This is a genomic window from Parabacteroides sp. AD58 (genome assembly GCF_023744375.2).
GTDB classification, from domain to species: Bacteria; Bacteroidota; Bacteroidia; order Bacteroidales; family Tannerellaceae; genus Parabacteroides; species Parabacteroides absconsus.
Genome location: NZ_CP146284.1, coordinates 2,593,914 through 2,615,185 on the forward strand (window position 1 = coordinate 2,593,914; position 21,272 = coordinate 2,615,185).

Annotated in this window: 10 protein-coding genes and 1 pseudogene; 9 read left to right on the plus strand and 2 right to left on the minus strand. The window is 40.2% G+C overall.

Annotated features, from left to right (window positions below; all coding sequences use genetic code 11):
- Window positions 1-16 precede the first annotated feature (16 nt).
- Window positions 17-1,333: a TolC family protein gene (locus NEE14_RS11205; RefSeq protein WP_251967816.1), complete on the minus strand. Its 1,317-nt coding sequence runs from the start codon at window positions 1,331-1,333 to the stop codon at window positions 17-19.
- 194 nt (window positions 1,334-1,527) lie between these two features.
- On the opposite strand from NEE14_RS11205, the gene tyrS reads away from it, so the two are divergent.
- From tyrS to NEE14_RS11250, 9 genes and pseudogenes are all read left to right on the plus strand, one after another.
- Entirely contained in the window at window positions 1,528-2,820 is a 1,293-nt protein-coding gene (tyrS, locus tag NEE14_RS11210; protein WP_251967815.1) for a tyrosine--tRNA ligase, read from the plus strand.
- Between the two features lie 543 nt (window positions 2,821-3,363).
- Entirely contained in the window at window positions 3,364-3,942 is a 579-nt protein-coding gene (gene rbr, locus NEE14_RS11215) for a rubrerythrin (RefSeq protein WP_251967814.1), read from the plus strand.
- Between the two features lie 373 nt (window positions 3,943-4,315).
- Window positions 4,316-7,297, plus strand: a complete 2,982-nt coding sequence (locus NEE14_RS11220; protein WP_251967813.1) for a SusC/RagA family TonB-linked outer membrane protein — start codon at window positions 4,316-4,318, stop codon at window positions 7,295-7,297.
- A gap of 15 nt (window positions 7,298-7,312) precedes the next feature.
- Window positions 7,313-8,905, plus strand: coding sequence for a RagB/SusD family nutrient uptake outer membrane protein (locus NEE14_RS11225; protein ID WP_251967812.1), 1,593 nt, complete (start codon window positions 7,313-7,315; stop codon window positions 8,903-8,905).
- 196 nt (window positions 8,906-9,101) lie between these two features.
- Complete coding sequence (gene pulA / locus NEE14_RS11230) at window positions 9,102-11,105, plus strand: type I pullulanase (RefSeq protein WP_251967811.1); 2,004 nt, start codon at window positions 9,102-9,104, stop codon at window positions 11,103-11,105.
- Between the two features lie 22 nt (window positions 11,106-11,127).
- Window positions 11,128-12,507, plus strand: a complete 1,380-nt coding sequence (locus tag NEE14_RS11235) for an SLC45 family MFS transporter (RefSeq protein WP_251967810.1) — start codon at window positions 11,128-11,130, stop codon at window positions 12,505-12,507.
- A gap of 1 nt (window position 12,508) precedes the next feature.
- Window positions 12,509-15,181 carry a 4-alpha-glucanotransferase gene (locus tag NEE14_RS11240; protein ID WP_251967809.1) on the plus strand — a complete coding sequence of 891 codons (2,673 nt, stop codon included), beginning with the start codon at window positions 12,509-12,511 and terminating at the stop codon, window positions 15,179-15,181.
- Between the two features lie 446 nt (window positions 15,182-15,627).
- Window positions 15,628-18,809: pseudogene (locus NEE14_RS11245) on the plus strand (SusC/RagA family TonB-linked outer membrane protein).
- A 19-nt stretch (window positions 18,810-18,828) separates the two neighbouring features.
- Window positions 18,829-20,751: a SusD/RagB family nutrient-binding outer membrane lipoprotein gene (locus NEE14_RS11250; protein ID WP_251967808.1), complete on the plus strand. Its 1,923-nt coding sequence runs from the start codon at window positions 18,829-18,831 to the stop codon at window positions 20,749-20,751.
- A 125-nt stretch (window positions 20,752-20,876) separates the two neighbouring features.
- Here the strand turns inward: NEE14_RS11250 and NEE14_RS11255 are convergent, their stop codons facing one another.
- Window positions 20,877-21,272 carry a VOC family protein gene (locus NEE14_RS11255; protein ID WP_251967807.1) on the minus strand — a complete coding sequence of 132 codons (396 nt, stop codon included), beginning with the start codon at window positions 21,270-21,272 and terminating at the stop codon, window positions 20,877-20,879.

Consider the following 21,272-nt stretch of genomic DNA (forward strand, 5'->3'; position numbering starts at 1 on the left):
GGAGTGAATATCCCGTCTAAATATTGATATCGACGGGCTTCTTCTGATAAATGTTTAAAAGTTGTATACTCATGATTGCCATATATTTTGACTGAAGAACTTCCTGCTGAGCACTCAACAGGTTGTTTTTTTCCGTCAGCATCTCCAGTGTATTCTTCATTCCCAGGAAAAACTGTTCTTCAGTTAGTTTAAAACTTTGTTCGATATACGATAATCGTTCAACGGCTGATACATATTGACTCTGAGCAGATGTGGCGTCCAAATAAATGCCTTCAACCGTCTGAAGCAAATCTTTCTGAGCGTTCAACAAATCCAGCTGACTGGTTGTAATGGCCAGCTGCGCTTTATTATAAGCTGTCTTCTTTTCCCGATTCGCAAATATAGGAATATTAATTGTTAATCCAACACTCTCGTTGAATTTATTCCATATTTGACTACCAAAAGTGTAGTTTGTGCCAGAAAGATGTCCTGTTCCGATACCCGCATTCATGGATAAGGTAGGCCAATAAGCTGCTTTTGCCTTTTGCTTTTCCAATTCAGCTACTTCAATAGAAAGCTCACTGCTCCGGATCTGCGGCATGACAGCCAGCGACGTCTGATAGATAGATTCTTTATCCGGTAAAGGAGTCACTACTTCCGATTCATCCACATCCGGCATATTCAATGAAATATCTTCTGTAATATCCAGTTCAAGCAATTGCTTCAGCTGCAGCTTATAATTATCTAAGTTCGTCTGAGCAACCACCAGCTGATATTTATCTGTACTGTACTGACTTTCCAGTTGAGCCAGATCGACCGAAGAAATCGAACCCGCCTTATACAGCTCTTCTGCCCGATCACGCTCTGCCTTCGAAGTCTCTACTGTATTTTCGTTGATCTTTACAGATTCCATCGCATACATCACTTGCAGATATGTCTGGACAATTGCTATCTGGATGTCATCCTCACTTTGTTCTGTCGACAACTTATCCACTTCATTCTGCAGTTTCTGTTGCTTGATCGTCTTCGATCGTTGTCCCCCATCAAAAAGCGTCCAGTTTGCATTGACAGCATAATTACCTGTATAACTATTGTTACTCTCTGCATCCGACGAAGGATAGTTTACAAAACCTTGTGTTACCGAAGCCGATAAAGAAGGGAATAACTGAGCCTTAGCCAGCTCCGTATCTTCCAGTCCCGATAATTCATTCACCCGACTCTTCTTAATTTGGATATTGTTTGCCAACGCATAATCCAAACACGAACGGAGCGTCCATTCTGCCGGTTTTTCTTGGGCTTGTACACCCGCCGCCAACAGTCCAATTGATAAACCTATTATTAATGTCCGCATCATATCTGTTTTCTTTTTACGAAAGCAAAAGTACAAGCCACTCATTTCCTAACCAATTAATATAGAAAGAGGCGTTTTTTCTATCGACAAACTCCCGATTTCTATCGATAAAACAAAAAAGTGACACTTCGCCGGCGTAAATCAATTAATAATCGTATCTTTGCCCACACTAAACATATTTATAATGAACTAATACGATGAATTTTGTAGAAGAATTAAGATGGCGTGGAATGATTCATACCATGATGCCGGGTACTGAAGAATTGTTGGAAAAAGAAATGGTGACTGCTTATGTGGGTATTGATCCGACAGCCGATTCATTGCATATCGGACACTTGGTAAGCGTTATGATCCTTAGACATTTCCAGCGGTGCGGACATAAACCTCTGGCATTGATAGGCGGTGCAACCGGTATGATTGGCGATCCGTCTGGTAAATCAGCAGAACGAAATCTGTTAGACGAAGAAACATTACGTCATAATCAGGAATGTATCAAAAAACAGTTGAGCAAATTTCTGGACTTTGAATCAGATGCTCCCAACAAAGCAGAACTGGTAAATAACTACGACTGGATGAAAGACTTCACGTTTCTGGACTTTGCCCGTACCGTAGGTAAGCATATTACCGTTAATTATATGATGGCAAAAGACTCTGTACAGAAGCGTCTGAATGGTGAAGCCCGCGATGGTCTGTCATTCACAGAATTTACTTATCAGCTGTTGCAAGGATACGACTTCCTGTATCTTTACGAACATAAAAACTGCAAACTTCAGATGGGTGGTTCAGACCAATGGGGAAATATTACTACCGGAGCTGAACTGATCCGCCGTACCAACGGAGGAGAAGTATTTGCTCTGACCTGTCCGCTTATTACGAAAGCCGACGGTGGCAAGTTCGGAAAAACAGAATCAGGTAACATCTGGTTGGATCGCCGTTATACTTCACCTTATAAATTCTATCAGTTCTGGCTGAATGTAAGTGATGCCGATGCAGCCAAATACATCAAGATCTTTACAGCTCTTCCTAAAGATGAAATCGAAGCTCTGATAGCTGAACAGGAAGCCGCACCACATTTGCGTCCGCTCCAGAAACGATTGGCAAAAGAAGTAACCGTAATGGTTCATTCCGAAGAAGATTATGAAGCAGCAGTCGAAGCTTCCAATATTCTGTTTGGCAATGCCACTTCAGAAGCGTTGAAAAAACTGGATGAAGAAACTTTGCTCGACGTATTCAACGGTGTTCCTCAGTTTGAAGTATCACGTGATGAAATTGCAGCCGGTGTCAAACTGATTGATCTTTGTACAGAAAAAGCAAATATATTCCCGTCGAAAGGTGAAATGCGTAAACTGATCCAAAGCGGAGGTGTCAGCGTCAACAAAGAAAAAGTCAGCGACACCGATATGATTATCAATACCAGCCACTTATTAGACGATAAGTATCTGCTCGTACAGCGTGGCAAGAAAAATTATTACTTGATAATTGTAAAATAACAGAAAAATACTTGCAAAGGTAAAAATTAGTATTTACCTTTGCAGTGCTTTTAAGAAAGCATCGGATTGTCTCATGGTGTAATGGTAGCACTACAGTTTTTGGTTCTGTCTGTCGAGGTTCGAATCCTCGTGAGACAACTCACAATTCAGAAAGCGCTTATTATCAACAGATAACAGGCGCTTTTTCTTTTATATAACAAAGCCCGAACAGAATTGGCGAGAATCATTTTCAATCTTCACTGGTTTCTTTTTCAATTCTCGTTGGCTTTAAATGCAGAGTCTATTTACTTTCAGAAAAAAGCCGGCGTGTTTTCATGAAAAGCTGGCGTATTTTGATCAAAAGCCGGCGCGTTTTATTTCATTTATAGGCATGGAATAAAAAAAGAAGTATTTTACACTTAATCAGACTTATAGATTCCTTCTATTCACTCATAAAAATAACCACTTAAATATATTCTTTCAATTAAAAACTAATCTATACTTTTGTCTGTTGTAAAAATAAAGCGAATAAATAAATTATCAACCAATAAAAAGTAAATAGTTATGGGAAAAAGTATTAAAGGAACACGTACAGAACAGAATCTGTTGAAATCATTTGCAGGCGAATCACAGGCAAGAAGCCGTTATACATATTTTGCCAGCGTAGCCAAGAAAGAAGGTTTCGAACAAATTGCAGCTGTCTTTATGGAAACAGCTGAACAGGAAAAAGAACACGCTAAACGTTTCTTCAAATTCCTGGAAGGCGGTATGGTTGAAATCACAGCTTCCTATCCTGCTGGTATCATCAGTACTACAAAAGAAAACTTAGCCGCTGCCGCTGCTGGTGAAAACGAAGAATGGTCAGATATGTATCCTGAATTTGCCAAGGTAGCCGACGAAGAAGGTTTCCCGGAAATAGCAGTTGCCTTCCGTATGATTGCCAAGGTAGAAGCAGAACACGAGAAACGCTATCGCACACTGTTGGCCCGTGTTGAAGCTGATAAAGTATTTGAAAGAGACGAAGAAATCTTGTGGCAGTGCCGTAACTGTGGTTTCGTATTGAGTGCCAAGAAAGCTCCGCTGAAATGTCCGGCATGTTTACATCCGCAGGCTTACTTCGAACCGATGAAGCAAAACTATTAATCAACATAAAAGATATAATAGGCTGATAAATTTAACAAAAAAGCTGTTGTACAATATGTGCAACAGCTTTTTTACTTTATAAATAAATCTATATAAGAAAAGGAGTTTTCGAAGGGAAAGCTCCAACAATACTTAAATAAAAACCTATACCTTATATTATATATACATACCGAAAGAGCTAACATTAAAATAAATTCAGAAAAAAACAGTGTTAAACATACCGTTTAATTACTTTTTTTATTATTTTTACAGCGTCGTAATGAAAAGAGTACAATTCTAGTTAAAGTTAGCCTATTTGTACTCGATTTATTATAACGATTATGTGCTAATCGTGAATAACAAATTTTTTAGTTAACCTGAAAAAAGGATGTCTATGCTTAGAAAGAAAATGTTCTCTTCTTTCAAACATTCGAGGACTGCAGCAGTCTCGATGTTGATGTCTTTCTGTATGACAGGAGCTGTCTTTGCACAGAAAGGTATGATTAAAGGTACTGTAGTGGACGAAAACGGTGAACCGGTTATCGGTGCGAACGTCCTAGTAAAAGGAACTACTAATGGCACAATTACCGATATGGACGGTAATTATGTTATTAACGTGGAAAACATGAAAAATGTAGTCCTGCAAGTTTCTTACGTGGGATATAACTCCATTGAAGAAGCTGTAAAAGGACGAAACACTGTTCCTATCAAACTGGAATCTTCCGTAGTAAACTTGGGTGAAGTTGTAGCAATCGGTTATGGTACACAGACTCGTAAAGAAATTACCGGTTCTGTTGCCAATGTCTCAGAAGAAAACTTCAACAAAGGTGTAACCCGTGATGCTTCCGACTTGTTGCAAGGTAAAGTTGCCGGTTTGACCATTACTTCTGGTTCGGGTGATGTAACCCGTGGCTCACAAATCCAGTTGCGTGGTACTTCAACCTTACAGAACGACCAGGGCCCGATGATCGTTATCGATGGTATTCCAGGTGGTGATATGTCAACAGTTTCTCCTTCAGATATTGAATCAATTTCTGTCTTGAAGGATGCTTCCTCAGCCGCCATCTACGGATCACGTGCCGCCGGTGGTGTTATCTTGATTACGACTAAACGTGGATCAGGATCTAAGACGCAAATTAATTATGACGGTTATGTAACCGCTTCAACTGTTGCCAACAAGCCCGACATGCTGAATGCAGCCGAATGGAGAGCTGCCAATGAAGCGTTAGGGAAAGATATTTCTATCTATGATAAATATAACAATGACACTGATTGGTTCGATGAAATGACTCGTACAGGTATTTCTCAGCAACACTCTTTGTCTTTGTCGGGTGGTTCATCAAAGAGCAACTACCGTGCATCCTATACCTATATGGACCGTAACGGTGTTGCCCGTGATAACTGGATGAAGCGCCATAGCTTCCGTTTCCAGTTCCAGCAGCGTGCCATTAACGATCGTTTGCGTATTGGATTAACCGGTTCTGCTACCCTGACTGATATGCAGATGCCGTTTGCAGATGACTTCATCTTGGCCTACAACATGTTGCCTGTATATCCGGTTTATAATGCAGATGGTTCTTATTTCACCGATGCGAACCACAATTACGACCAAGGTAACCCGGTACAGAACCAGGATCAGAACTATAAGAAAAGAACAAACAACTATTTCTATGGAGCTGGTGATGTACAATTCACTATCATAGATGGATTGACAACCAAAGTTCAATTGTATAAGAGTCGTTTTAATTCTGATTATAGTGAATGGCAAGATCCTCGTAACTCCAGAGGGCAAGGTTCCACAGGTCTAGGTGTCCGCCAAGCAAGAACTTGGGATCGTGATTTGTTGGAATGGACAGGTAATTATAACAAAGCTTTCGGAAGTGACGAACAGCATAAATTAGATGCTATCATCGGTTACTCTTGGGAAAGTAATAAATATGCCGATCAAAGATCACAAGTTTCAAACTTCGCTGTGGTAGGAATGGGAGCAGATAATCTGCAAAGTGGTAACTTATTACAAATTGGTAACATCACTTCCAGCCGAAATGAATATAAATTGATCTCTTTGTTTGCCCGTGCCCACTATAGCTATTTGGAAAGATATATGATCACCGCTACAGTACGTCGAGATGGTTCCTCTAAGTTCGGTGCCAATCATAAGTGGGGTACTTTCCCATCCGTATCTGCAGCTTGGGGTATCAGTCAGGAATCTTTCATGGAAGATGTTAATTGGGTAAACGACTTGAAACTGCGCGCCGGTTATGGTGTAACAGGTAACCAAGACGGTTTACAGCCTTATAAATCATTGGATCTGTATTCAGCAGCCGGAACTTATTACAGTAATGGAGCATGGCCTATTGCTTATCGAATGTCACAGAATGCCAATGCTGATTTAAAATGGGAACAGACAGCTATGTTGAATATCGGTTTAGACTTTACATTATTCAACAGCCGTTTGAACGGTACTATCGAATGGTATGACAAACGAACTTCAGATATGTTGTATAATTATGAAGTTTCTACTCCTACCTATGTGTATAATACCATTGCTGCCAACGTAGGTGATATGAAGAATACCGGTGTTGAAATTTTATTGAATTTAGACGTTATCCGTAATAAGAATTTCACATGGAATACTTCTATCAACTTAGCACACAATAAAAATGAAATCACAAAATTGTCTAACGAATTATATTCTACAGGCAAAGTATATGTAGGTGATCCATGGATCCGTGGTGGTTCAGGTGTAACCTCTCATGTCCTTGAAGTTGGTCATCCTGTCGGCCAATTCTATATGCTGAAATGTAATGGATTAGATGAAAATGGTAAATATATCATCGAAGATATCAATGGCGATGGTCAGATTACAGATGATGACCGTACATACTGTGGTGATGCCCAGCCGGATTTGACTTACGGATGGAATAACACCTTCTCTTGGAAGAACTGGGATGCTAGCATCTTCTTCCGTGGAACTATCGGCAACAAAGTCTTGAATAACCCGCTGGCTGCCTATGGTAACAACACGTATATTGATGGTAACAATGCAATGGACAATGATGATTTGTTAGTATTACGTGAGAACTCTCGTATATGCTCATACTACATTGAAAATGCTTCATACCTTCGTTTAGACAATATGTCAATAGGTTACACATTCAATACAAAGAAAATTGACTGGTTAGAAAAAGCACGTGTATATGTAGCAGGACAAAACTTGTTCGTAATTACAGGTTATAAAGGTCTTGACCCTGAAGTAGAAAACTTCCGTGGTGAAGCAACTGATAATAATGCCGGTCTGGATCCAGGTATTGAACCACGTAACTATATGCCAAAAGCAAGATCATTTACATTTGGTGTTAACTTAACATTCTAATAAGGAGATTTACTTATGAAACGAAAAACTATATTATCTTTTTTAACAGGAATATGTATGTTAGGAGGTTTAACATCATGTTTTAATTTGGATGAAACGGTGTATGACAAACTTCCTGCAGAAACATTCGGCCAAACAGATGTTGAAATCAACGCACTGGTAGGCAACGCTCATAATACAATGAAACGTTTTGCTACAACTTTCATGCACACCTCTGAATGTGCCGGCTCTATGGCTGTTGTCCCGACTCGTTTAGGCGGTGACTGGTACGATGGTGGTCAGTATGCAGAAATGTATATGCATTCATGGACAGGTATGACTCTTCGCATCCGTGACTCTTGGGATGCAGCTACTGAATCAATTGCTACTTGCAACGCAGCAATCGACCTGCTCCAGAATTCGACAGTACTAAGTGAAACAGATAAACAAACTAAAATAGCTGATGTACGAGGTGTACGTGCTTTTTGGATTTATGTTATGATGGATTATTGGGGAAATATACCTTTACTAGTTGAATACAGTGCAACAGACAAAGTATATCCTAACAATTCTTCTCGTCAGACTGTATTTGATTGGTTAACAACAGAGCTAAACGAGATTAAAGATATTTGTCCAACAGTATCTACTGCTAATTATGGTTCATTTACACAAGGTGCTGCTTATACTTTATTAGCTAAACTGTATTTGAATGCAGAAGCTTGGGGCGTAACTACATCTGAAAACAATTATCAAAAGGTAGTTGAGTACTGCGACAAAGTTATGTCGTTGGGATATACCTTGGAACCTAATTGGAAAGATAATTTTAGTGTCAACAACCAGAACTCAAAAGAAGCTATCTTAGCAGCTACTTTCAGCAGTGCCGATACAGGTAGCGATGGTAATATCAAGTGGGAACTACACAACAATACCTTGCACTATAAAGATTATTTAGCGTTAGGAATTGATGCAGCAAATACATGGAATGGTATTTGTGCCCAGCCGGATTATGTAAAATTATTCCCGGAAGATGATCCTCGTCGTGAAGGTAGTTTCTTAATTGGAATGATTATTGATCAAACTACTGGAGAACCTGTTATAACAGACCATGGATATGAATTAAATCATACAGTTGATGTTACCATTATCCCTGGCACAGAATATGCCGGTTCTAACTGGGGTGCAGTTAATCAGCATGATGGAGCCCGCTGCTTCAAATGGGAATTTGCTACGGACTTAACAACGTCAATGGAAAATGACTTCCATATTTTCCGCTTGGCTGATGTATATTTAATGAAAGCAGAAGCTTTATTACGAGGAGGAGGTAATGCCGGTGAAGCTACAACCTTAGTTAATGCGATCCGTGAACGTGCATACGGCAATTCTGATCATGATTATTCAAGCGTGTCACTTGCCGATGTCCAACTTGAACGTCGCTTAGAACTAGCATGGGAATGCTATTCACGACAGGATGATATCCGTTTCGGTTGTTACGACCAAGGTATGTGGCCAGAATCAAATTGTGCTCGTCTTACAGGTGAACATCTGAAATTAATGCCTATTTCTCAGGATGCATGGCAGTTAAATCCGAATTTAACTCAGAATCCGGGTTATGCAGCTTTCAGTAATTAAAAAATAGACAAGCAAACATATAATTAACGTGTTCTTCAGGCACGGAGGGTATAGATATCCCATCAATGGTGTACATCTATACTGTCCGTGCCTGATTCATTTAATACATACGAAAAACCTAACCTTAACTTTTTTCTTATTTTGAAATTCATTAGCTTTGTTCCAGATTTAATTGCTAATCAATAAACCAAGGATCATGAAAATCAACCAGCTCTCTACACTTATTTGCATGAGTATATGTATGACTGAATTTACTTATGCCATACCACCTGTTGAAGGAATGCAAATTGTTGCAGAACCAGATTACGCCATTCCAAATCAACCAATTTGTGAAATGAATTATTCGCCGGCAGCTACACAATTTTCTTTATGGGCGCCCTCTGCTATCGAAGCAGAAATCCGGATCTACACTTTATACGACAGTCCGGAACCGGAACAGATCATTCCCCTCGATCCCGATCTGAAAGGAAGTTGGAATCAAACCGTACAAGGAGACCTGAAAGGAAAATTCTACACCTTTAGAGTGAATATCGATGATGTATGGCAAAAAGAGACACCCGGAATCTTTGCCCGTGCTGTGGGTGTAAACGGCGACAGGGGCGCCATCATAGATTTCCAGGAAACCAATCCTGAGGATTGGAATAACGATACCCGACCGGAAATGAAAAATCCGGCAGATATTGTCTTATACGAAATGCACCATCGCGATTTCTCCATTCACCCGTCATCAGGGATACAACATAAAGGAAAATTCTTAGCACTGACAGAAACAGGAACAACCACTGCCAATGGAGAAAAAACAGGAATTGATCACCTGAAAGAATTAGGCATTACCCATGTACATATTCTGCCTTCTTTTGATTTTGCTTCGGTAGATGAAACAAAATTAGATCAGAACGCATATAACTGGGGATATGATCCGAAGAACTACAATGTGCCTGATGGTTCATATGCCACTGATCCTTATAATCCGGTCACACGAATCAAGGAATTCAAGGAAATGGTACAAGCCTTGCATAAAGCCGGTATCCGTGTTGTACTGGATGTCGTATACAATCATACATACTCAGCTGCCGACAGCCCGTTTGAACGGACAGTTCCCGGTTATTTCTTCCGTATGTACGAGAACGGAGAGTTCTGTAACGGATCGGCTTGTGGAAACGAGACAGCCAGCAACCACCGGATGATGCACAAATACATGGTTGAATCGGTTTGTTACTGGGCTAAAGAATACCACATTGACGGATTCCGCTTTGATTTGATGGCTATCCACGATATAGAAACCATGAACGCTATTCGGGAAGCACTGAACGCCATTGATCCAACCATCCTGACATACGGCGAAGGCTGGGCTGTCGGTCAGTTAGGATATGATGAAAATAAACTTGCCTATAAGAAATATACGTATCGCATGCCAGGTATTGCTGCTTTCAGCGATAATCTGCGTGACGGTTTACGCGGTCCGTTCTCTGATCATCATAAAGGAGCCTTTATAGTAGGCCTGCCGGGACACGAAGAAGAAGTAAAATTCGGTATTGCCGGAGGTGTCTTACATAAACAAGTAAAAGCCAACGAATTCTGGGCAGCCGAACCAACCCAACATATCAGTTATGTAAGTTGCCACGACGACCATTGCCTGCGTGACCGTTTAATAAATACATTGGGAAATGATACGTCGGAAGAAACCGTACTTAAATTGGATAAATTGGCTCAGACAGCCGTATTGACCTCACAAGGTATTCCTTTTATCTTCTGTGGAGAAGAATTATTCCGTACCAAGCAAGGAGTAGGCAACAGTTATAAAAGTCCGGATGCCATCAATGCGATTCCATGGACGAATAAAACAAAGTATCATGATTTATATCAGTATTATAAAGAGCTGATCGCCATCCGTCGGGCACATCCAGCTTTCTATTTGGGAACAGCTGAAAAAGTACGCGAGCATTTGGAATTCCTGCCAGTGGAAGGTGATAATTTAGTAGCCTTTCAATTGAAGGACATACAAGGAGTCGATTCAGCACAGCGGATCATTGTGGTCTTGAACAGCAATAAGACTAATAGGAAAGTACAAATTCCGGATGATACATATCAGGTAGTTGTAAAAAATGGAAAAGCTGATCGCAATGGATTGGGAACTCATACAGGCCCGAATCTGGAAGTGGATGCACAGTCGGCCACCATCTTAATCAAGAATCAATAATCATCTAAAACACATTGAATACATGAAGACAATACCCGACCATAGTTTTGGGAAGCTATGGAATATCAGTTTCGGATTTTTTGGTGTACAAATTGCGTATGCCTTACAAAGCGCCAATATCAGCCGGATCTTTTCCACCCTGGGAGCCGATCCGCATGAGTTAAGTTATTTCTGGTTATTGCCACCGTTGGCTGGTATGATTGTACAACCCATCATCGGTGCTGCCAGTGACAAGACATGGACGCGCTGGGGACGGCGTATTCCCTATTTATTTCTCGGAGCGACATTAGCACTGATCGTCATGTGCCTCTTGCCTAATGCCGGGAGTTTTGGATTTACTGTTGCCCAAGCTATGATCTTCGGTCTGTTTGCCCTGATGCTACTCGATACATCTATTAATATCGCCATGCAACCTTTTAAGATGATGGTAGGCGATATGGTGAACGAGAAGCAGAAAAGTCTCGCCTACTCTATCCAAAGCTTTCTCTGTAATGCCGGTAGTCTGGTAGGATATCTCTTTCCGTTTATCTTTACCTGGATAGGCATCAGTAATATTGCTCCCAAAGGAGTCATTCCCGATTCTGTCATCTATTCATTTTATATAGGAGCATTAATACTGGTCTTGTGCGTCTTTTATACAGCCTTTACCGTCAAAGAATATCCACCGAAAGAATATGCAGAATACCATCAGATAGAACCAGAAAATCCACAAGAGAAGACCAATGTCTTTACTCTATTGAAACATGCGCCTTCGGTATTCTGGACTGTTGGACTGGTTCAATTCTTCTGCTGGGCTGCATTCATGTTTATGTGGACCTATACGAGCGGTGCTGTCGCTACACAAGCCTTTCACGCACCCGTAGTCGAAAAAGTTATTGACGGAATCTCTTCTGTAGTATTGAATACGCAGTCTGTAGAGTATCAGAATGCAGCCGACTGGGTTGGTATTCTGTTTGCCGTACAAGCAATCGGTTCTGTTATCTGGGCCGTTGTCATCCCGAATATCAAGCGAGTTAAATTAGCTTATACGTTAAGCCTCATTTTAGGAGGCATCGGATTTATCTCCATCTATTTTATCCATAATCCTTATGGTATGTTCGTTTCCTTTTTGCTGATAGGTTGTGCATGGGCAGCTATGCTGGCCTTACCATTTACCTTATTGACTAATGCGCTTAAAGGCGGACATATGGGGGCTTATTTGGGATTGTTCAACTGTACAATATGCGTTCCACAGATTGTAGCAGCTGCTACAGGAGGCTCTTTATTACGTATGCAAACTGAAGCAGGTTCATTACCTCCTGAAACCAATATGTTGGTTATCGCCGGTATTTTCCTGCTGATTGGAGCGGTTTGCGTCTCTTTTATCAAACAACATTCAACAGAAACATCTAAATCCAACTAATATGAAAATTTCTTTTCAACTACCTTATCATACACATTGGGGAGAAGATGTCCGAATTCTATTCTCCGACGGTATGGAGTTTCCGCTTCATACCCGTAATGGTGAAATCTGGCGCGGCAGCCTGGAATTAGATCCGATTACTTGCCCGACAGAAATCAACTATCAATATGCCATCTACCAAGATGGAATTTGTACGCGTAAGGAATGGAATGGGGTTAAACGACGTCTGAATTTGAACCAAGCTTATACTCATTTAATCCTGAACGATGCCTGGCGCGACCGTCCGGAAGATTCATACTTTTACAGTTCTGCTTTTTCCGGAGAAGAAGCTCCTTATTATCCATCTGGAACGGAAATAAGCCATTCGAAATCTATCTTGTTGAAAGTACGCTGCCCACGCTTCCGACACAAGAAGTGGCAACTGGCCATTAGTGGCAACCAGCGTATTTTAGGTGAATGGGATGTAAAAACACCCAAGATGATGCAACCCTGCGGACCCAATGAATGGTGTATCTTACTTGATGCTACGGGCATTAGATATCCTTTCGAATATAAATACTTAGCATGGGATACAGAAAATAACTGTGAAGGAGAATGGATCAGCGGTAATAATCGTCAGATATCTTCCTTACCTCTGCAAGAAGGTGATTTATTAGTAATCTCTGATGATGAAGTACATTTTGATCTGCCAGCCTGGAAAGCAGCCGGTGTGGCAGTACCGGTCTTTTCACTCCGATCAGAACAGAGTTTCGGTGTCGGTGATTTCGGAGATTTGAAGAAGATGATCGACTGGGCAGTCCTGACCGGACAAAAGGTTGTACAGATTCTTCCGATTAACGATACTACTATAACACATACATGGACCGACTCATATCCATATAATAGCATTTCCATTTATGCCTTCCATCCGATGTATATCGATCTTAACCAGTTGGAAACATTAGAAGATGCTGAACAACGGGCAAGTTTCGAACAACATCGACAGGAATTGAATGCTCTGCCACAAGTAGATTATGAAGCTGTAAACCAATACAAACTGGAATATCTTCATCTCCTATTCCAACAGATGGGAAAAACATTATTGGAATCCACCGAGTTTCGTCTGTTCTTCAAGGAAAACAAACACTGGCTGGTGCCCTATTCCGTCTTCTGCTATTTGAGAGACAAATACGGAACACCGGTATTCCGTAACTGGCCGGAACATCAGGTTTATCACGAAGAAACTATTTCACGAATGGCTGAGGAAGATACAGAATGCCGACCGGTTGCCCGCTTCAATTATTTCCTACAATATATTTTACATGTTCAATTGCGGACAGCCAGTGAATATGCCCGTAACAAAGGTGTACTGTTAAAAGGTGATATTCCTATTGGCATTAGTCCGAACAGTGTAGAAGCATGGACAGAACCGTATTACTTCAACCTCAACGGACAAGCAGGAGCACCACCCGATCCATTCTCTGAAACCGGACAAAACTGGGGTTTCCCTACCTATAATTGGGATACCATGCAACAGGATGGCTATAAATGGTGGAAAAAACGTTTCCGCAAAATGGCAGAATATTTCGATGCCTATCGTATCGATCATATCTTAGGTTTCTTCCGTATTTGGGAAATTCCTTCACATTCCGTGCAAGGGTTGTTGGGCCAGTTTGTTCCTGCCCTGCCTATGTCGGCCGAAGAGATCAATCGTTTTGGTTTGTTCTTCCGCAAAGAAGCGTTCACCAAACCTTATATAACTGAAAACATTCTGGAAGCAAAGTTTGGAGAACTAAAAGACCAGGTCAAGCAGGAATATCTATTCCAGATCACACCGCACGAATATGCCTTACGGCCAGAATACAATACACAACGCCTGGTTGAACAACATTTCAACGGGAAGAACGATCCGCAGAGCAATCTGTTGAGAAAAGGTTTGTTTGAGTTGATCAACAACGTCTTGTTCGTTGTCGACCGAAAAGACCCGAACCTTTATCACCCACGTATTGCCGTTCAGAATGAACCGGTATATGAAAGTCTGACTCCTTCAGAGAAATCAGCCTTCGACCAGCTTTATACGCACTACTTCTATCATCGCCATAATGATTTCTGGTATCACGAAGCCATGAAGAAGTTGCCGGAACTGACTGACTCGACCCGTATGCTTGTTTGTGGTGAAGATTTGGGAATGATCCCGGATTGTGTGAAAGGAGTAATGGACGAATTGCGTATCCTCAGTCTTGAAATCCAACGTATGCCGAAGAATCCGGCCGAAACATTTGGTGATCCGGCACACTATCCATATCGTTCGGTATGTACTATTTCAACCCACGATATGTCAACCCTTCGCGGATGGTGGCACGAAGACGCAAATCTCACCCGCCGTTTCTTCTACGATGTATTGGGTGGTTGGGGTGATTATCCAGCTGAAGCACCAGGTTGGCTATGCGATTCCATCGTGTTGAAACATCTGCTGGGCAACTCCATGTTCTGCATTCTCTCACTGCAGGATTGGCTTTCGATCAATGAAGAAGTACGTTATCCGGATGCAGATGCCGAACGAATCAATGTTCCTGCCAATCCACGTCATTATTGGCGGTACCGGATGCACATCACGCTCGAAGATTTGATGCAATGTTCAGCCCTCAATGACCGTATCCGCGACATGATCGGGAAGTCGGGAAGAATGGAATAAAAATAGTTCCCAATTGAATATATTTATAAGGCACGGATTCAGAACTCACATAAGAGTCCTTTTTCCCGTGCCTTTGTATATTTGCATACCTAAAAATTATTACAAGCAACACAGGTTTAATAAAATAAGAAATAAACTTATATATTAAACAAAAAGATTATTCTATACATCCTATTTTTGATAAATAAGCACTATTAATATAAATAAACGCCCACTTTTCCAAGAAACAGAGTTAGATGCTAACTTATTAAATTGATAATATTGCAAGATAAATAGATAGAGATATGTTAAATATCTATCCATTACAAAAAATTAACCATTATTACATAGGTGTGACATAAAAATAGTTTGTGCTTTTATGCAGTTTTTAACGTAGTCTGGTTTGAACTTACGTAAAAAGGTTGATTAAGCAATTTATTTATAAACAAATGTAATATTTATCTACTATGCCGAGAAGAACTAAATCGATTAGCTTACTGCTAGTAGCTACTGCATTGAGCCTCACTGGTAATATCTATGCAGAAATAGCTCCGGTTAAACCTGGCATTGATTTTTCACAGCAAGACGGGAAAGTCACAGGTACAGTTGTTGATTCATTTGGTCCGGTTACCGGAGCATCTGTAATCATTAAAGGAACAACCAATGGAAACATTACCGATTTGGATGGTAAATTCACATTGGAAGGCTTGAAGAATGGCGATGTCATTCAAATCTCTTACATTGGTTATGCCACACAAGAAATTCCCTACACTGGACAACCATCCATCAGCGTTACTTTAGCTGAAGATTCAGAGCAGTTGGAAGAAGTTGTTGTAACCGCTTTAGGTATCAAACGCTCTGAAAAATCTTTGGGTTATGCCATGCAGGAAGTAAAAGGAGACGATTTGGTACAAGCGCGTGAAACTAACTTAGCTAACGCTTTAACTGGTAAAGTATCAGGTGTACAGATCATCCGTTCAAGTAACGGTGCGGGCGGTTCTTCTAAAATCCAGTTACGTGGTAGTAACTCTGTTACGGGTCTGAACCAACCGTTGATCGTAGTCGATGGTGTCCCTATGGATAACTTTACGGGTGCAGACAACAATGATATGTGGAACCCTTCTATCGATATGGGTAACGGTCTGTCAGATATTAACCCAGAAGATATTGAATCAATGTCTGTATTAAAAGGAGCATCAGCAGCAGCTTTGTATGGATCTCGAGCAGGTAATGGTGTTATCTTGATTACAACAAAACAAGGACGTGAGAATCCTGGTTTAGGTATTACTATTTCTGGTTCTGTTTCTGCTGAAACAATCTTCATGAAACCTGAACGTCAGACAACATTCGGACAAGGTACACAAGGTCTTTACGATGGAACTTCAAGTTATAGCTGGGGTCCAAGAATCGAAGGCCAAAGCTATACTGACTGGGAAGGTAATACACAAAACATGACTTACTACGATAATATTGACAATTATTTCAATACGGGTATCAATACAACTGAAAGTTTCTCTTTCTCTCAGATGTATAATAAGACATCAATCTATGCTTCTGCAACCCGTATGGATGATGCCAATAAGATCCCAAGTGCTAAATTGCATCGTACAAACATGACATTGCGTGCATCTTCTACATTTGGTAAGGATGACAGATGGTCTTTTGATGGAAAAATTCAATACATCAACACCATTGCTAAAAACCGTCCGTTATCAGGTAATAATGATTCCAATACCTTCCTTACCATGTATACGACTCCAATTTCTTTGGATATTACTGACTTTAAGAATAACAAAGATGCTAATGGGGATATGCGCTGGTGGCAAAGAGGTAGTGGTCTGAACCCTTACTGGGCACAAGATTACAACTTGAACCAAGATAGTCGTAACCGTTTCTTGATGAACGCTTCTTTGAAATATAAATTCACAGACTGGTTAAATGCTGAAATCAAAGCCGGTAGTGATATGTACTTCACAGAAACAGAAACTAAATTGTATGACGGTAGTCCTTTGCAGGATAATGGACGCTATAGTACTGGAGAACAAAAGTTCTACGAAAACAACTATAGCTTCTTAATCACAGCCCAGAAAGATAATGTATTCGGAAAATGGGGTGGTACTGTTACTTTTGGTGGTAACTTAATGGAGCGCCGTAAAACTGGATTAAAGAACAGTTTAGGAAAACTGACCGTTCCTGATCAGTTCTGGATTACAAATGGTGATAAAGGAGATCTTTCTCAAGAGCAAACATTCGAGAATAAAAAGATCAACTCTTTATATGGAACTTTAGGTATTAACTACGATGGTTGGGTATTCCTGGATGGAACTTTCCGTAATGACTGGTCATCAGCTTTGAGCAAGAAAAACCGTTCATTCTTCTACCCGTCAGTCAGCGTATCATGGGTTATCAGTGATATGATGAATAAGATAGATAAAAACATGCCTGACTGGTTTACATATGCTAAAGTACGTGCTTCTTTCGCTCAGGTAGGTAACGACTTGGATCCATATCAGCTGTATAACTTATATAAAATCTCTACCAATGGTTCTACAGGTGGTATCATGGGTGAAACCAACGGTACAGTATTATATAACGAAGATGTACGTAGTGAGTTGATTTCATCATGGGAAGTCGGTGCTGAAGTTCGTTTCTTTGACAACCGTTTAGGATTAGATGCTGCTTGGTATAAATCAAACGCTCGTCGTCAGTTGCTGAATATTCCGATGAACCGTTTGTCTGGTTATGAATCAATGAAGGTCAATGCCGGTGATATCCAGAATACTGGTGTGGAAATCATGTTAAATGCAACGCCTGTACAAACAAAAGAATTTGCATGGAACATGAACTTGAACTTCTCTACCAACCGCAATAAATTATAGAATTGTTGCCTGGTGAAGAATATAAGAACATGACTTATTCTTTGGGTGGTTATGATAACTTATATGTTTATGCTGTTGCCGGAGGAAACTACGGTGAAATTTGGGGAACTAAATTCCAACGTGTTACTGACGAAAGCAGTCCTTATTATGGAAAACTGTTATTAAATGACAGTGGGTTACCACAGGGAACTTCTTCATCAGAGAAAATCGGTGATCAGCAGGCTAACTGCTTATTAGGATGGACCAACACATTCTCATACAAAAACTTCACCTTTAGTTTCTTAATTGATGGACGTTTTGGTGGTGATATTTTCTCTGGAACTAACCGTATCTTACAAGCTAATGGTGTTGCTGGCGTCACTGCACCTAACGGACAGCGTGAAAGTTTTGTTGTTGATGGCGTTATTTCTGATGGAAATGGAGGTTACACACCAAGTACAATAGCTGTAACACCTCAGGATTACTGGACTGCCATAGCTACATCTAGTGGTAACTTAGGTATCGGTGAAGCAAATATATACAATGCAACCAACATCCGTTTGCGTAATGTATCATTAAACTACTCGATACCTAAAGCATCATTAAGTAAAACACCGTTCCAGCAAGTTAAATTAGGTGTTTCTTGTAATAATGTTTGGATGATCAAGAGCTACTTGAATGGTATAGACCCTGAATCTGTTTATGCCACAAGTACGAATGCTACAGGTTTTGAAAATGCAGCAGCTCCAACTTCTCGTACTTACTTGTTTAACGTAACACTTGGTTTCTAAATTATTTAAATTGACTAAAATGAAAAATATTAATAAATTATTTATCGGATTATGCTTTACAACCCTTGGACTTGCAGGCTGTTCTGATTTCGAAGATGTGAATATCAGTCCTGAACAAGTGGGTGAAGAATATGTAAAGCCTGATTATTTTTTGAATAACGCCATTTACTTGGCTCAGCAAGATCCAGATGTGGCTGAGCGTGTAGTAGTTTATAACTGGGCAAGTGCAGCACGTGTTTGTGGTGAAATGTCATTCTTGAACGTAGGTCGTTATAATGATGGATATAACCAAGCTTATTTTAATCAAGTAACTAACTGGTTGAAGTATGCTACATTTGCTGTCGAACGAGTAGATAACATGACTGATGTTACTGGTCATGAAGCTGAATTTTATCCCAATATTAAAGCGTTTGCTCGTATTTGGCGTGCTCTTCTGATTGCAGAATATACTGATACATTCGGTCCTTATCCTCTTGATGCTTTCATGGTTGATAATCCAACATTCAATAGTGTTGAAGAAACTTATGATTATATTCTCTCTGAATTAAAAGAAGCAACTGCGTCTATCAACACGGCTGTTGAACCTACAACTGACGAAGCTAAGGGTGATCCGGGATTTGGATACAACGCTACAAAATGGCAGAAGTTAGGTAATAGTTTACGTATGCGCTATGCAATGCGTTTATCTGAAGTTAATCCTTCTAAAGCCAAATCAGAATTTGAGGATGCTGCAAAAGGAGCCTCTATTACTACATTAAATGACATGTATGCTATTCAGGAATATGATCAATGGAATGCATGGGCAGGTGTTTATACGCGTACTTGGGATGACCAGGCTTTGTCTTCTACTATGTCAAATATATTGGTTGGTTTAGGCGGTATTCCTGTTACTGAACAACGCCCAGATTTAGCTTCTTATATTAAGCCAATGAATTATATGGGATTGAAGTTCGATCAGCACTATGCAGAAAATACGGATAACCCAACTAAACAGTTCTGGATGGATGGTATTCCTGAGAATATTGATCCGCGTGGATTGAAAATATTCTGTTTACCTAATGATCAGACTGCCGAAAACTATATTGATAAAGGTTCATCCAAAGGACATGCATCTCATGCTTTAGTAGATGAGAAAGGTAATGAAGTTGTCAAACTGGATGCTCAGTTTACTTGGAATTACTATCCTGCAGGTCAGAATAGTTCTTGGTCTTCTAAATTTGCTAAAAACCAAGTATTAAGTTCTATTTGGGATACAGGTGTTCTGCTTGGTAAAAACTATTGTAACAGTAGTAACAAACGTGTTTGGTTCGGTCCGTGGGAAACATACTTCTTATTAGCTGAAGCTTCTTTGTATGGTTGGAATACAGGTATTTCTGCTCAGGAAGCTTATGAAAGTGGTGTAAGAAGCAGCTTTGAATATTTCGGTGTATCTCAGTATGTTGATAATTATCTGGCTTCTACTGATTATAACCGTGTAGGTACTTCTGTTAGCTTTACACATACTACAGAACCAACAAATATGACGGTTAATTATGTTGATGGTTATACAAATGCAGCTCAGACAATGACTTACCAATATCCGGATGCTAATAAGATTCTGTATAAGGGCAAGAAACTGAATGACCAGCTGACTAAGATTATTACTCAGAAATATATTGCTCAGACTCCTTACTTAGCATTGGAAATGTGGAATGATTATCGTCGTTTAGGTCTTCCGTTCTTCGATATACCAGCCAATGAAGCTACTTTGACAGGTTCTGATATGGAACCGTATTGGAAGCCGTCTTCTTATACACAAGGTCAGAATTGGCAATTATATCCACAGCGTCTGAGATTCCCGTCAAACTTGAACAATGCTGACCCTACAGGTTATGCTAAAGCAATTGAATTGTTAGGTGGACCGGATAATGTAATGACTCCGTTGTGGTGGGCTATTCATTAATAGGTTAAGATAACTTCTTATCACCGAATATAAAATTCCCCTGAATAAGCGATTGATGCATTCAGGGGAAAATAATCTGCAAGAATTGTATACATAAAATATAATTCTTGCAGATTTTCTTTTTCTTATGCTAACCGTTCACAAAATTCAATTCGCTCTTCGTTAGGACCTAAAATAGTAAAGAACTTAACACCTTTTTCCCAAAACGGAAGATACTGTACTGAATCATTGAGTATATGAAAACCGCCCGCTTTGATTTCCTCATACAGCTTATCAACTTCCTTGACGTCAATGGCCACATGATCGATGGCTCCTGAACGCAATGTTGCTGCATGATTCTCGTAAGTTTCAATGGTTAAATTACCAAATTGCAGAAAAGCTACTTTTTCGTTTGCTTTTTCATTCACTGTCTGATGAGCTACTACAAATCCTAAACGCTGATAGAATGCAATCGTCTTATCCAGATCGTTTGTTGGAATTCCAACATGTTGGATTCCTGTCATATACTTTGTTATATCCAT

What these genes read in the sequence shown, in the direction of transcription:
- NEE14_RS11205 (WP_251967816.1), bottom strand. Translation starts at nt 1,333, where the DNA reads ATGATGCGGACATTAATAATAGGTTTATCAATTGGACTGTTGGCGGCG.
- tyrS (WP_251967815.1), top strand. Translation starts at nt 1,528, where the DNA reads ATGAATTTTGTAGAAGAATTAAGATGGCGTGGAATGATTCATACCATG.
- rbr (WP_251967814.1), top strand. Translation starts at nt 3,364, where the DNA reads ATGGGAAAAAGTATTAAAGGAACACGTACAGAACAGAATCTGTTGAAA.
- NEE14_RS11220 (WP_251967813.1), top strand. Translation starts at nt 4,316, where the DNA reads ATGCTTAGAAAGAAAATGTTCTCTTCTTTCAAACATTCGAGGACTGCA.
- NEE14_RS11225 (WP_251967812.1), top strand. Translation starts at nt 7,313, where the DNA reads ATGAAACGAAAAACTATATTATCTTTTTTAACAGGAATATGTATGTTA.
- pulA (WP_251967811.1), top strand. Translation starts at nt 9,102, where the DNA reads ATGAAAATCAACCAGCTCTCTACACTTATTTGCATGAGTATATGTATG.
- NEE14_RS11235 (WP_251967810.1), top strand. Translation starts at nt 11,128, where the DNA reads ATGAAGACAATACCCGACCATAGTTTTGGGAAGCTATGGAATATCAGT.
- NEE14_RS11240 (WP_251967809.1), top strand. Translation starts at nt 12,509, where the DNA reads ATGAAAATTTCTTTTCAACTACCTTATCATACACATTGGGGAGAAGAT.
- NEE14_RS11250 (WP_251967808.1), top strand. Translation starts at nt 18,829, where the DNA reads ATGAAAAATATTAATAAATTATTTATCGGATTATGCTTTACAACCCTT.
- NEE14_RS11255 (WP_251967807.1), bottom strand. Translation starts at nt 21,272, where the DNA reads ATGGATATAACAAAGTATATGACAGGAATCCAACATGTTGGAATTCCA.